This window comes from Cohnella rhizoplanae, from assembly GCF_948329515.1.
GTDB lineage: Bacteria > Bacillota > Bacilli > Paenibacillales > Paenibacillaceae > Cohnella > Cohnella rhizoplanae.
Genome location: NZ_CAOJCN010000003.1, coordinates 341,143 through 354,160 on the forward strand (window position 1 = coordinate 341,143; position 13,018 = coordinate 354,160).

Sequence of the window (13,018 nt, forward strand, 5' to 3'; positions counted from 1 at the left end):
GCGGTACGCGTGATGGAAGCGCTCGGCGGCTGGCTCCGCCAGGTCGTAGCCGCGGTCCTGCTGGCCGCGCTCATCGATCTGCTGCTCCCGAACCGCACGATGCAGCGCTATGTCAGGCTCGTGGCCGGCCTGTTCATCCTGCTGACGCTCGCCGCGCCGCTGCTCACCTGGATTCAGGGAGACATGGATGCCAAGCTGGCGGCCGGCATCGAGTGGGCGGAGCGCGAGCCGGGCATGGAGGAGGACGAAGGCGAGCTCGCATGGATCATGGCCGAGGCGAAGCGCATCGGCGACGGCAGGAACGATCAGGCGGCCGAACTCGCGGCGACCGGACTGGAGGCTCAGATTCGTTCGGCCGTCGAGCAGGAAGAGGGCGTGACGGTCGACGGCGTCGACGTTCAGGCAGCCTGGTCGGCGGATGGGACGCTGGAGGTCGGCGCGGTGACCGTGAGGCTTAAGCCGAGCGGACGGGCGGAGCGAACCGCGGACGCGAGCGACGCGCCGATTGCCGCAGTCGACCCGGTTGAGCCGGTGACCGTCGATATCGACGTCGGCGAAGCGAGGGGTCCGGACGGACCGGCTGTCCGTGCGGACGCGGAGGTGGACGGAGAGCCGGATGCCGTCGACGAGGCGGCCGCCGCCAGAGCCGGACGGATCGCGGCGTTGATCGCCGGACGCTTCGGCATCGCCACGGCCCGGATCGACGTCGTCCCGGCGGGGCGTCAGGGCGGATGACAGGAGGGAAACTGGCAAATGGCCAAATGGCTGCAAAAGCTGGAAACGTACATCGGAGGCGGTCCGGGCGGCCCGAAGCGAGTGAAGACGTTCCGCTGGCTGATCCTGATCGGGCTGGTGGGCGCTGCGCTTATTCTGGCCTCCTCGTTCATCAAGATGAAACCCGTGACGCCGCCCGGCGCGGAAGATCCCTTGCCGTCCGGGGACGGAGACAAGCCGGCGCAGCAGGAGACGTTCCTCGGATCCTCCGAGAGCAAGGACGACCCGTTCTCCGACATCGAGACCCAGCTCGACATCAGGCTCAAGGAGATGCTGGAGAAGATCGCGGGCGTCGGGACGGCGGACGTCATGGTGACCGTGGACTCGACGGAGGAGACGGTCGTACAGCTCAACGAAAAAAAATCGCAGCAGATCACCGACGAGACGGACAAGAACGGAGCGAAGCGCCATATTACGGACGTCACGCAGGACGGCCAGGTCGTGCTCTACGAAGTATCGGGCGGGAAGTCGCCCATCGTCGTGAAGAAAATCAAACCCCGGCTGAGAGGCGTACTGATCGTGGCGAAGGGCGCGGGGAGCGCGACCGTTCGCCGGATGATCGCCGAAGCCGTCGCGTCCGGCATGGACGTGCCGATCCACCGCGTATCGGTCATGCCGCGCACGGCCGAGCAATAAAGGTTACGGGCAATACCCATCCCCTAATTATTCAGGAGGTCATAATCAAATGAACAACAAACGGCAAACGATTTGGCTCGTCTCGATGCTCTCGCTCATGGTCATCCTCTCCGCGTACTACCTTTTCACGGAGGACGTCACCCAGCCCGACCGCACGGCGCAGGAGCAGCAGGTGGGCACCGACGCGACGGGCGTGACCGGCAAGGCCGAGGACGACGGCATCGAGATTACTTCGGTTGACGGCGCCGGCGGGTTGACCGACGACGGGGCCGCCGCGCCGAGTCAGGAGGCCGCGGCTTCGCCCGAGGCGTCCGCAGGCACGGATAAGCAGACCTCGGCATCGCCGGACGCGTCCGACGGCACCGACAAGGAGGCGGCGGCTTCGCCGGATGCGGGCAAGACCGGGGACGGCGCGGTGTCGCCCGAGGATCAGGAAGTGCTGAAGGGCATGAGCAACCTGACCGCCCGCGAACAGTTCGACCAGATCCAGCTGGAGCGCGAGCAAGCGGCGTCCAAGGCATGGGAAGACCTGAACAAGGTAATCGGGGACAGCTCCAAGTCGCAGGAGGAAGCCGCGTCGGCGGTAGAGGAGCAAAGCCGGATCACCGCGACCGAAGAGCGCATCGCGAGCCTCCAAGACAAGCTGGTGGCCGACTACGAGAACGCCGTCGTCAAGCAGGAGGGCGACAAGTTCGAGATCATCGTGCAGGCCGACGCGCTCGATTCCAAGCAGGCCGTCAAGATCGTCAAGCTCGCGACCAAGGAGCTGAGCGTGACGCCGGACGCCCTCTCGGTGCAGTTCATTCAGTAACGCGACGATAGCGAGCCGGTCCTGCCGGCAGAGAGCCGGCCGGCGGGCCGGCTCTTTCCATTTCTTTCGATTATGTTATAATGAGTCCGTTATGGGTACGTACAGGCTTTGCTATTCATACGTACATGCGATCGGGTCCGTCAGACGGCCCCACGTATGAACGGCGGCTTGCTGAATTGCCCTTTGGACGAGGGCGGCCAAGCCGCTTGGATTTCATACGGCAAATGCGACAGCCAAGGAGTGTAGGGCGAATATGTTCAAACTTAGCGAAATCAAAGAATTGATCAAACTCGTGGATCAAACGACCGTGCATGAGCTCGAAATCGAGAACGAAGGCGCTAGAATCTCCATCCGCAAACCGGGGCGCACGGAGGTCGTGAACGTTCAGACCGCTCCCGTGTCCCATACATACGCACCGGCTCCGGCACAGACGACCGCTGCCGCTCAGCCGCCTGCGGAGACGCAGCAGCCCGCGGGCCGCGACATGACCGGCCTGCATCAGATCCTTTCCCCGATGGTGGGCACGTTCTACCGCGCGCCTTCTCCGGACGCGCCGTCGTTCGTGAACGAAGGCGACAAGGTTCATGACAAGACGGTCGTGTGCATCCTCGAAGCGATGAAGCTGATGAACCCTCTCGAAGCCGAAGTGAAGGGCGAGATCGTCGAAGTACTGGCGCAGAACGGCCAACTCGTCGAGTTCGGGCAGCCGCTGTTCCTCGTCAAACCGGAATAAAGCGCGCTTTTTCCGGCGGCCCTCCGGCCGCCGGAACTACGAAGGGGGACTTGTAACTTGAACATCCATAAGATTCTGGTGGCCAACCGGGGCGAGATCGCCGTGCGCATCATTCGCGCCTGCCGCGAGCTTGGCATCTCTACGGTGGCCGTATATTCCGAAGGCGATCGCGAGTCTCTCCATCTGAAGCTCGCGGACGAGGCCTATTGCATCGGGCCGATCGCTTCCAAGGACAGCTATCTGAATCTAACCAATATCATGAGCGTCGCTACGCTTACCGAGTGCGACGCCATCCATCCCGGCTACGGGTTCCTTTCCGAAAACGCCGATTTCGCCGAAATATGCGAGACGTGCAATATTGTATTCATCGGCCCTTCGGCCGAAGCGATCAGCCGCATGGGCGACAAATCCGTGGCCAAGCAGACGATGAAGGACGCGGACGTGCCTGTCATTCCGGGGTCCGACGGGCTTGTCGAGGATCTCGACGAGGCCATTCGCGTCGCACGGGAGATCGGCTACCCCGTCATCATTAAGGCGACGGCGGGCGGCGGCGGCCGGGGCATTCGCCTCGCCGACGACGAAGAGATGCTCGTCCGCGAGATCTCGACCGCGCAGCAGGAAGCGCAAAAGGCATTCGGCAACTCCGGCGTCTATCTCGAAAAGTACTTGACGGGCATGAAGCACGTCGAGATTCAGATCATCGCCGACAAGCACGGCAACGTCTGCCATCTCGGCGAACGCGACTGCTCCGTGCAGCGCCGCCGCCAGAAGCTCGTCGAGGAAGCGCCTTGCCCGGTTATGACGCCGGAGCTGCGCGAGCGCATGGGCCAGGCCGCCGTGCGCGCCGCGCGCGCCGTGGACTATTCCGGCGCGGGGACGATCGAGTTTCTGCTCGGTCCGGACGGGAACTTCTACTTCATGGAGATGAATACCCGGATCCAGGTGGAGCATCCCGTTACCGAGCTCATTACGGGCATTGACCTGATCAAGGAAATGATCTCTATTGCGGAGGGCCGCCCGCTCAGCTTCACCCAAGAAGAAGTCCGCTTCGACGGCTGGAGCATCGAGTGCAGGATCAACGCAGAGGACCCGGACCGCAACTTCATGCCTTCTCCGGGCCGCATCGGCTTCTACCTGCCGCCGGGAGGTCCCGGCGTGCGCGTGGACAGCGGAGCCTATCCGGGTTACATGATCTCCCCTCATTACGATTCGATGATCGCGAAGCTGATCGTATGGGGGCCGACCCGCGAGGAAGCGATCGCGCGGGCGAGACGCGCGCTCGGCGAGTTCATGATCGAGGGCGTCAAGACGACGATTCCGTTCCACCTGAAGCTGCTGAATCATCCCTTGTTCAACAAAGGCACGTTCGATATCAAGTTCCTCGAGGAGCATGACGTAAACGCGCCGTACGGCGAAGAAGCATAGGATGCCGGCGGAGGGTCGGCCGCGCCGGAGACGGCATTCGGCGCGACCCTTAGTCGGCCTTCCGGAGGTTTGTCATAATTCTTGGCCTTTGCTATAGTATTAATATTGAAGGCCTGACCGACGACATGACGTGAGGAGGTGTACCAGCGAATGGAAGCATTGGTGGCTGACTACGAGAGAACCGACATGGGGACCATTCAGATCGCTCCGGAAGTCATTGAGATTATCGCGGGGTTGGCAACGGTCGAAGTAGAGGGAGTCGCGGGCATGAGCGGCGGCATCTCATCGGGCATCGCAGAACTGCTGGGGCGCAAGAACCTGTCCAAGGGCGTCAAGGTTGAAGTGGGTCAAAAAGAAGCGGCGATCGACGTGTCGATCATCGTCGAGTACGGCAGGAGGATCACGGAGATCGCTTCCGAGGTTCAACAAGGCGTGAAGCGTTCGATCGAGGTGATGACGGGCCTTAACGTCGTCGAAGTCAACGTTCATGTCCACGACGTGTTGTTCAAGCCGGCGGACAAGATCGAAGAAGAAGATGCGCAACTGCGCGTGAGATGACGCCGGCGCTGCCGGACATGGCAGTCGTCTCTCTTGGAATTGCGGGTGACGGCGCCTTGATGGCCTGACCTTACGAGGGAGGGTCCATCGGGCGCTTTTTCGGCCATCCAGGCCGCTTGACGTTCAGATCGGTCACGACAGGAGGAGTCGGTTACGTGTTCAAAGTATGGGACAGGCTGCTGCTTTTCATTTATGCCCTGGCGATCGTCGTCGCCTCTGCCTTTGCCGTCGCGGTCGCGCTCGGCGCTTTTTCGATGGAATGGCTGACCGAAGTCGTCGACCAGGCGACCGGCGATTACCGGCCGCTGCAGATCGCGGTCATCGCGGTGGCGGCCGTCATCATCCTCATCAGCCTCCGGTTTCTCGTGCTGTCGGTCGGACGTCTGAACAGCGCCGCTCCGACGATCAATCAGCGGACCGAGCACGGAGATATCCAGATTTCCATCGAGACCGTCGAGAACTTGGCGCTCAAGGCCGCGTCCCGTTCGAAGGGCGTAAAGGATCTGCGCGCCCGCGTGCGCGTTGCCGAGGCGGGTCTGCATATCACGATCCGTGCCTTCGTGGACGGCGAGGGCTCGATCCCGACGTTGTCCGAGGATATGCAGCGCACGGTGTCCCAACAGATCGAAGAGACGACGGGCATTCCCGTATCCGACGTGACCGTGTATATCGCGAACGTGACGCAGGCGCCGACGACGTTCAAAAGCCGCGTGGAATAGGAGGCATCGCCATCCATGTGGAGACTATGGTGGGACAATTACGGGGGCCGGACGCTGGGCGTGGCCGCCGGCTTGCTTTTCGGCCTTATTTATCTAATCGTCGGATTCTGGGACATGCTGTTTTTCGCGCTGCTCGTCGGCATCGGCTTTGCCGTGGGCAAGCATCGCGACGAGCGGCGGGGTCCGCTTTTTCATTGGGGAAGAATGACGGAATGGCTCTCCGAGCGTTGGCCCGGAGGACGTAGTTAAGACTTAATTCGCGGAGGATTCATGAAGCGCAGATTGGCGAGAGAGATTGCGGTACAGAGTCTGTACCAGATGGAAATGAACGGCGTGTCGGCACAGGAAGCGGTCGACGCCGTCATGGAGGAAGCAAAGGGCGACAACGAGATGGAAACGGAAGTCGCTGAACTGGCGGCGGTCGACGGCTTCACGCGGGAGCTCGTGCTGGGCGTGAAGGCGAATCAGGATGCGCTGGACGCGCAGCTGGCGGGTTATTTGACCGGCTGGCAGGTGGATCGTCTCTCCAGAGTGGACAGGCAGATTCTGCGCCTGGCCGCATACGAGATGAACCACCGCAAGGACGTGCCTGCCAAGGTCGCGGTGAACGAGGCGATCGAGCTGGCCAAGCACTTCGGCACGGACGAATCCGGCAAATTCGTCAACGGCGTGCTGGGGCGGCTTATTCGCGAGAGCGGCACTACGAAAATCGGCGACGGCGCGGAATCCGAGGCCGGACCGGCATCCGCATCGGAAGGAGAGAAAGACGAATGAGCGCGCAAATCATCGACGGCAAGCGGATCGCGAGCGAGATTCGCGAAGAGATCAAGCGTGACGCGGAGTCGCTCGCGGCGAAGGGCGTTAAGCCCGGCCTCGCCGTCGTGCTGGTCGGAGAAGATCCGGCTTCGCAAGTGTACGTCCGCAACAAGGCGAAGGCGTGCGAGGAGCTCGGATTTTACTCCGAGGTTCATCGCCTGTCCGCCGAGACGACGCAGGATGAGCTGCTGTCGCTGATCGCCAGGCTGAACGCCCAGGCGGACATCAACGGCATTCTCGTGCAGCTGCCGCTGCCGGGGCATATCGCGGAGAAGGCCGTCATCGACGCCATTTCCGTGGAAAAGGACGTGGACGGCTTCCATCCGGTCAGCGTGGGCAACCTGCTCATCGGGGACGACGCTCTACAGCCCTGCACGCCTTCCGGCGTCATCGAGCTGCTGAAGCGCACGGACAACGATCCGGCAGGCAAGCACGCCGTCGTCATCGGCCGCAGCAATATCGTCGGCAAGCCGGTGTCCATCCTGCTTCTGCGGGAGCATGCGACCGTAACGATCTGCCACTCGCGCACGCCGGATCTGCCCTCGGTCGTCCGCGGCGCGGACATCGTCGTCGCGGCCGTCGGCGTGCCGAAGCTCGTCAAGGCCGACTGGGTGAAGCCGGGCGCCGTCGTCATCGACGTCGGCGTCAACCGGCTGCCGGACGGCAAGCTGTGCGGGGACGTCGACTATGAAGACGTAGCGCCGGTGGCCGGTTGGATCACGCCGGTGCCGGGCGGCGTCGGCCCGATGACGATCACGATGCTGATGCTGAACACGCTGAAGTCCGCCAAGCGCGCGCACGGCATCCACTAGGACGGGGGCGAGGCGATGATCGATCAGCCGGCCCGCGTCCTCACGATCAGGGACGTCAACCGTTATATAAAGATGAAGCTAGAAGGCGACCCCAAGCTTCAGGATATTTGGCTGCGGGGGGAGATTTCGAATTTTACCCATCATTCCAGCGGTCATATGTACTTTACCTTGAAGGACGAGAGCGGACGCCTCAAGAGCATCATGTTCGCTTCCCATAATCAACGCCTCCCGTTCCGTCCCAAGGACGGCATGAAGGTGATCGCGCGGGGCGGCGTGTCCGTCTACGAGCGCGACGGGCAATATCAGTTCTACGTGACGGCCATGCAGCCCGACGGCATCGGCAGCCTGTTCCTGGCCTACGAGCAGCTCAAAAAGAAGCTGCACGGGGAAGGCTTGTTCGACGAGTCGGTCAAGCGGCCCATTCCTAAATATCCGAAGTCCATCGGCATCATCACGTCACCGACGGGAGCGGCCGTGCGGGATATCATCATCACGCTGCAGCGCAGGCATCCCGCGGTATCCATCGTGCTGTATCCGGTATCGGTCCAGGGGACGGGGGCCGCACCTTCGATCGTGAAGGCGATCCAGGCGATGAATCGCCTGGCCGAGACGGACGTGCTGATCGTGGGCCGAGGCGGCGGTTCGCTCGAGGAACTATGGGCGTTCAACGAAGAAGCGGTCGCGCGCGCGATCCGCGCGTCCTTGATTCCCGTCATCTCGGCCGTCGGCCACGAGACGGACTTCACGATCGCCGACTTCGCGGCCGACCTGCGAGCGGCCACGCCTACGGCTGCGGCCGAGCTGGCGGTTCCGCATGTCGCAGAGCTCCAGGAGCGGCTCGGACATCTCGAGCAGCGGATGGCCCGCTCGCTCGGAAGCCAGCTCGGCCGCGCGCGGGAGCGTTACCGCCATGCGGCGAGATCGCCTTATTTTACGCAGCCGCGGCGTTCGCTGCTCGCTTCGGCCGAGCGACTGGACAGGCTGCGGGACAGGCTGGGCTACCGCACTTCGGCGCTCGCCGACCGCAGCCGCGAACGGCTGTCCAGATTGAGCGGCAGGCTGGCCGGGGCGAGTCCGACCGAGCAAGCGGTGTACGCGAGAAAGCGCAAGGAAGCCGCCGAAAAGTCGTTGACCGCGGCGATGCGGGGCATCTTGCGGGACGGGCGAGGCGCCTTCGGCTCGGCGATCCGGCAGCTAGACGCGCTGAGCCCGCTCAAGGTCATGGCGCGGGGGTACAGCCTGGCATACGACGAAGACGAGAAAAAGCTGCTGCGCTCCGCAAGCGAGGCACAGGCCGGCGACCATATCGTCGTGAGGCTGGCCGACGGTAAGTTGGATTGCCGCGTGGCGGCAGTGCATGGGGAGGCGAATACGGATGACGAATGAAAGTGAAACGGCGCTGTCCTTCGAGCAGGCGATGGAACGTCTCGAGGGCATCGTATCCAAGCTGGAGAGCGGCGACGTGCCGCTGGAGGCCGCGATCGAGCTGTACCAGGAAGGCATGGCGCTGTCCAGGCTGTGCGGGCAGAAGCTGGAGCAGGTGGAGCGCCGGATCGAGATGCTGATGGAGGACGGCGAGGGCTTGCAGCGCAAGCCGTTCGCGCCGCAGCAGAACGAGTCAGGCGGCAAAGGGGAGTAAACTTAGACGTGCTGACGGAAGACTTATCTGTCTATCTCGATTCCCGGAGGACGCTGGTGGAGCAAGCGCTCATGAACGCGATCCCCGCGGACTGGAACGTGAACGCGAGGCTAAGGGAGTCCGCGATGTATTCGCTGGCTGCCGGCGGCAAGCGGCTTCGTCCGATCTTCGTGTTGACCGCGGCGGAGGCCGTTCGCGGCGAAGAGGAAGACGCCCGGTCGGCGATGCCGTTCGCCGTAGCCGTCGAGATGGTGCATACGTACTCGCTCATCCATGACGATCTGCCGGCGATGGACGACGACGATTACAGGCGCGGCATTCCGACCAATCACAAGGTTTACGGCGAAGCGACGGCCATATTAGCGGGCGACGGCCTGCTGACGCACGCATTTTACGTCGCGTCCCAAGCGCCTTCGCTCGGCGTGTCCGCGGAGCGTACGCTCGCGGTCGTCGGCGATCTGGCACGGCTGGCGGGCTTGCCGGGTATGGTCGGCGGGCAAGCGGACGACATGGAGGGTGAGCAGGGCATCACGTCGATCGGGCAGCTCGAGCATATCCACCTGCACAAGACGAGCGATTTGATCGCGTTTTCCCTGCGTGCCGGCGGGCATGCGGGCGGCGCCTCGGACAGGCAGCTCGACGCGCTCGGCCGGTACGGCACGAACGTCGGCCTGGCTTTTCAGATCCAGGACGACATCCTGGATATTACCGGCGATCAGGACATACTCGGCAAGCCCGTCGGCAGCGACGAGAGGCAGGGCAAGGTGACCTATCCTTACCTGATCGGTCTCGAGGCGAGCCGCAGGCGCGTAGCCGACTTGACCGAGGAAGCGATCGGAGCGATCCGGTCGGCGGATCTCGCAGATTGCAGCCGGTTGGAGCAGATCGCGCGTTACCTGACCTCGCGTGATAAATAAGACAGCGTAAATCCGCAATCGTCCTCGCCATCGCAGCGAGAGGCGCTTGCGGAATTTTTTATTTTCGCTGTTTTGATCGGGTCGATATGGGGTAAGGAATTCCGTTTGCTGTGCGCTCAGCGTTCGCCTTTAATACATAAGTGATCAGTGTTTGCCTGCGCGATGAGACCAAACGGCTTGCCGATTCGTAAGCAAATGGGAGGGATTGGGCGGCACGGAGGAGTTTTTAGGCGGCCATTATGCTATAATACGTTTAGACGAAAATCGACGAATCGTGAAGCGTTGACTACTTTCAACATAGCACCGTTCCGGAAAGCGGGGAATTCCTATTGCTGCTCGACAGCATCCATAGTCCAACCGACCTGAAGCGGCTATCCATGTCCGAGCTTCCTCAGTTGGCCCAAGAGATCAGACAATTCCTAATCGAGAAGCTGTCCGTTACAGGCGGGCATCTGGCGCCTAACCTGGGCGTCGTCGAGCTCACTCTCGCGATGCATTACCTGTACGACAGTCCGACCGACAAATTCATATTCGACGTTGGCCATCAGGCTTATGTGCACAAAGTCCTAACCGGACGCATGAACCGGTTCGACACCCTCAGGCAGAAGGACGGCCTGTGCGGATTCGTCAAGCGCGCGGAGAGCGAGCACGACGTCTGGGAGGCCGGCCACAGCAGCACCTCGCTGTCCGGCGCGATCGGCATGGCGCTCGCCCGGGACCTGCAGGAACGCTCCAACAAGGTCATCGCCGTCATCGGCGACGGCGCGCTCACCGGAGGCATGGCGCTCGAGGCGCTCAACCACATCGGCCACGAGAAGCGCAAGCTTACCGTCGTCCTGAACGATAACGAGATGTCGATCGCCCCCAACGTGGGCGCGCTCCACAATTACCTGGGCAAAGTGCGCAGCGACAAGACTTACCGCAAGGCCAAGGACGAATTCGAGTGGCTGCTGCGCAAAGTGCCGGCCATAGGCGGCAAGCTCGCGCGTACGGCCGAACGGCTGAAGGACAGCCTGAAGTACCTGGTCGTTCCGGGCATGCTGTTCGAGGAGTTCGGGCTTAAGTACCTCGGGCCTGTCGATGGCCACGATACCGAGAAGCTGATCGAGGCTTTCCGTCAAGCCGACAACTGCGAGGGACCTGTCCTCGTGCACATCCTTACCGTTAAGGGCAAAGGCTACTCTCCAGCGGAGGCCGATTCCCACAAGTGGCACGGCATCACCGGTTCCTACAAGATCGAGTCCGGCCAGGTGCTGAAGCCGGTCGGTCCGCCGATGTACACCGAGGTGTTCGGCAACGCGCTGATCGAGCTGGCGGAGAAGGACGAACGTATCGTCGCGATCACGCCGGCGATGCCGGGCGGATCCGGCCTGCTGGGCTTCGCGCAACGATTCCCGGGACGCATGTTCGACGTCGGCATCGCGGAGCAGCACGCCGCCACGATGTCCGCCGCCCTCGCGATGGAAGGCATGAAGCCGGTGTACGCGGTGTACTCTACGTTCCTGCAGCGCGCGTACGACCAGGTCGTGCACGATATTTGCCGCCACAACGCGAACGTGATCTTCGCCATCGACCGCGCCGGCTTCGTGGGCGGCGACGGCGAGACGCATCACGGGGTGTACGATATCGCTTATTTGCGTCATATTCCGAACCTTGTGCTGATGATGCCCAAGGACGAGAACGAGCTGCGCCGCATGATGGCGACGGCGGTCGCCTACGACGACGGCCCGATCGCGATCCGCTATCCGCGCGAGCAGGGCAGAGGCGTGGCGCTCGATGCCGAGCCCGCGCCCATCCCGATCGGATCTTGGGAGGTTGTACGGGAAGGCGATTACGCGGCGATCCTGGCGATCGGTCCGATGGTCCATGTCGCCGAGGAAGCCGCGGAGCTGCTTAAGCGCGAAGGACTGAGCGTGCGCGTCGTCAATGCGCGATTCGTAAAGCCTCTGGACGGCGCAATGCTCGCGCAGCTTGCCAAAGAGCGCATTCCGATGCTGGTGCTTGAAGAGACGGCGGTGAGCGGCGGACTCGGCAGCGCGATTCTGGAGCATTACGCGCTGCACGATATGCGGCCGAACATCCGTCTCTCGGGCATCCCGGACCGATTCATCGAGCATGCGACGATCAAGGAGCAGCGCGCCGAGGTCGGTCTGACCGCCGAGGACGCGGCTCAGCAGCTGCGCTCGTTCGCGCTGCTGAAGCGTCAGCGGCAGACGGCGAACTGAGACGATGACGACCATAATTAAGGAACGTCTCGACGTGCTGCTCGTCGAGCAAGGCTTCTTCGAAAGCCGGGAAAAAGCGAAGGCGGCTATCATGGCGGGGCTCGTCCTGGTGGGCACCGAGCAGGTCGACAAGGCAGGTACCAAGATTCCGCGCGATGCCGCTCTCACGGTCAAGGGAGCCGTCCATCCGTATGTGAGCCGCGGCGGCCTTAAGCTGGAAAAAGCGATCCGCGAATTCGGCATCGACCTGCAGGGCGCGGCGATGCTGGATATCGGGGCGTCTACGGGCGGATTCACGGATTGCGCGCTCCAGCACGGCGCTTCATTCGTATACGCGATCGACGTCGGATACAATCAGCTGGACTGGCGTCTGCGGCAGGAGCCGCGGGTCCGCGTGATGGAGCGATGCAATTTCAGGCACATGACGCCCGATCAATTGACGGGGCCAACCCCCGTTTTCGCTTCGATCGACGTATCCTTTATCTCGCTCAAGCTGATCCTGCCGGCGCTCCGGCCGCTGCTGGCACCGGGCGCCGGTACCGTCGCGCTGATCAAGCCGCAGTTCGAAGCGGGCCGCGAGCAGGTCGGCAAGTCGGGGGTCGTGCGGGATTCCGCCGTCCATCTGAACGTGCTGCGAGAGGTGTTGTCCGCCGCTGCCGAACAAGGCTTCTCGCTTCGGGGGCTGACGTATTCCCCGATCACGGGGGGAGAAGGCAATATCGAGTTTCTCGCTTACTGGGGCGTGTCCGACGAAACGCAGGCCGGCACCGAGGTCCGTACTATCGTCGAAGGCGACGAAGCGCTCTTGCGGCGCGTGGTCGAGGAGGCCGCGGGCAAGTTCAGTTAACGCGCCCGAATCGCCCGCAGCTCCCGCAGATTCTATAAAGTGCGGACGCGACCCGCGCAGGCACAACCGACGACCCGTTACGATACCCGCATCCGCCGAAGCACGG

Annotated in this window: 15 protein-coding genes; all 15 read left to right on the forward strand. The window is 62.7% G+C overall.

The window, feature by feature from the left end; genetic code table 11:
• Positions 1–12 precede the first annotated feature (12 nt).
• The 15 genes from PQG80_RS08255 to PQG80_RS08325 all read left to right on the forward strand — a co-directional run bounded on the left by PQG80_RS08255 (position 13) and on the right by PQG80_RS08325 (position 12,912).
• A complete protein-coding gene (locus PQG80_RS08255; protein ID WP_271750914.1) occupies positions 13–735 on the forward strand; it encodes a stage III sporulation protein AF in 723 nt (240 codons plus the stop codon).
• An 18-nt stretch (positions 736–753) separates the two neighbouring features.
• Positions 754–1,410 (forward strand): stage III sporulation protein AG, encoded by a 657-nt coding sequence (gene spoIIIAG / locus PQG80_RS08260; RefSeq protein WP_271750788.1) that lies wholly within the window; start codon positions 754–756, stop codon positions 1,408–1,410.
• A 49-nt stretch (positions 1,411–1,459) separates the two neighbouring features.
• Complete coding sequence (locus PQG80_RS08265) at positions 1,460–2,221, forward strand: SpoIIIAH-like family protein (protein ID WP_271750789.1); 762 nt, start codon at positions 1,460–1,462, stop codon at positions 2,219–2,221.
• A gap of 253 nt (positions 2,222–2,474) precedes the next feature.
• Positions 2,475–2,954, forward strand: a complete 480-nt coding sequence (gene accB / locus PQG80_RS08270) for an acetyl-CoA carboxylase biotin carboxyl carrier protein (protein ID WP_271750790.1) — start codon at positions 2,475–2,477, stop codon at positions 2,952–2,954.
• Between the two features lie 57 nt (positions 2,955–3,011).
• Entirely contained in the window at positions 3,012–4,379 is a 1,368-nt protein-coding gene (accC, locus tag PQG80_RS08275) for an acetyl-CoA carboxylase biotin carboxylase subunit (RefSeq protein WP_271750792.1), read from the forward strand.
• A gap of 150 nt (positions 4,380–4,529) precedes the next feature.
• Positions 4,530–4,937: an Asp23/Gls24 family envelope stress response protein gene (locus PQG80_RS08280; RefSeq protein ID WP_271750793.1), complete on the forward strand. Its 408-nt coding sequence runs from the start codon at positions 4,530–4,532 to the stop codon at positions 4,935–4,937.
• 155 nt (positions 4,938–5,092) lie between these two features.
• A complete protein-coding gene (gene amaP / locus PQG80_RS08285; protein WP_271750794.1) occupies positions 5,093–5,656 on the forward strand; it encodes an alkaline shock response membrane anchor protein AmaP in 564 nt (187 codons plus the stop codon).
• Between the two features lie 15 nt (positions 5,657–5,671).
• Positions 5,672–5,905, forward strand: a complete 234-nt coding sequence (locus PQG80_RS08290; protein WP_271750795.1) for a DUF2273 domain-containing protein — start codon at positions 5,672–5,674, stop codon at positions 5,903–5,905.
• Between the two features lie 21 nt (positions 5,906–5,926).
• A complete protein-coding gene (gene nusB / locus PQG80_RS08295) occupies positions 5,927–6,430 on the forward strand; it encodes a transcription antitermination factor NusB (RefSeq protein WP_271750796.1) in 504 nt (167 codons plus the stop codon).
• The gene (folD, locus tag PQG80_RS08300; RefSeq protein ID WP_271750797.1) at positions 6,427–7,284 is read left to right on the forward strand and encodes a bifunctional methylenetetrahydrofolate dehydrogenase/methenyltetrahydrofolate cyclohydrolase FolD; all 858 of its coding nucleotides are present in this window, start codon (positions 6,427–6,429) and stop codon (positions 7,282–7,284) included. The genes nusB and folD overlap by 4 nt, the downstream gene beginning before the upstream one ends.
• A 15-nt stretch (positions 7,285–7,299) precedes the next feature.
• Positions 7,300–8,670 carry an exodeoxyribonuclease VII large subunit gene (xseA, locus tag PQG80_RS08305; protein WP_271750798.1) on the forward strand — a complete coding sequence of 457 codons (1,371 nt, stop codon included), beginning with the start codon at positions 7,300–7,302 and terminating at the stop codon, positions 8,668–8,670.
• A complete protein-coding gene (gene xseB / locus PQG80_RS08310) occupies positions 8,660–8,923 on the forward strand; it encodes an exodeoxyribonuclease VII small subunit (protein WP_271750799.1) in 264 nt (87 codons plus the stop codon). The genes xseA and xseB overlap by 11 nt, the downstream gene beginning before the upstream one ends.
• Positions 8,924–8,934: 11 nt before the next feature.
• On the forward strand, positions 8,935–9,840 hold the full coding sequence (locus tag PQG80_RS08315) for a polyprenyl synthetase family protein (protein WP_432432737.1): 906 nt from the start codon (positions 8,935–8,937) through the stop codon (positions 9,838–9,840).
• A 329-nt stretch (positions 9,841–10,169) separates the two neighbouring features.
• The gene (gene dxs / locus PQG80_RS08320) at positions 10,170–12,065 is read left to right on the forward strand and encodes a 1-deoxy-D-xylulose-5-phosphate synthase (RefSeq protein WP_271750800.1); all 1,896 of its coding nucleotides are present in this window, start codon (positions 10,170–10,172) and stop codon (positions 12,063–12,065) included.
• 4 nt (positions 12,066–12,069) lie between these two features.
• Complete coding sequence (locus tag PQG80_RS08325; protein WP_271750801.1) at positions 12,070–12,912, forward strand: TlyA family RNA methyltransferase; 843 nt, start codon at positions 12,070–12,072, stop codon at positions 12,910–12,912.
• Positions 12,913–13,018 lie beyond the last annotated feature (106 nt).

Coding starts and splice junctions, on each gene's coding strand:
- xseA (WP_271750798.1), top strand. CDS start 7,300: ATGATCGATCAGCCGGCCCGCGTCCTCACGATCAGGGACGTCAACCGT.
- spoIIIAG (WP_271750788.1), top strand. CDS start 754: ATGGCCAAATGGCTGCAAAAGCTGGAAACGTACATCGGAGGCGGTCCG.
- folD (WP_271750797.1), top strand. CDS start 6,427: ATGAGCGCGCAAATCATCGACGGCAAGCGGATCGCGAGCGAGATTCGC.
- nusB (WP_271750796.1), top strand. CDS start 5,927: ATGAAGCGCAGATTGGCGAGAGAGATTGCGGTACAGAGTCTGTACCAG.
- PQG80_RS08265 (WP_271750789.1), top strand. CDS start 1,460: ATGAACAACAAACGGCAAACGATTTGGCTCGTCTCGATGCTCTCGCTC.
- PQG80_RS08325 (WP_271750801.1), top strand. CDS start 12,070: ATGACGACCATAATTAAGGAACGTCTCGACGTGCTGCTCGTCGAGCAA.
- PQG80_RS08290 (WP_271750795.1), top strand. CDS start 5,672: ATGTGGAGACTATGGTGGGACAATTACGGGGGCCGGACGCTGGGCGTG.
- PQG80_RS08280 (WP_271750793.1), top strand. CDS start 4,530: ATGGAAGCATTGGTGGCTGACTACGAGAGAACCGACATGGGGACCATT.
- PQG80_RS08255 (WP_271750914.1), top strand. CDS start 13: ATGGAAGCGCTCGGCGGCTGGCTCCGCCAGGTCGTAGCCGCGGTCCTG.
- xseB (WP_271750799.1), top strand. CDS start 8,660: ATGACGAATGAAAGTGAAACGGCGCTGTCCTTCGAGCAGGCGATGGAA.
- accB (WP_271750790.1), top strand. CDS start 2,475: ATGTTCAAACTTAGCGAAATCAAAGAATTGATCAAACTCGTGGATCAA.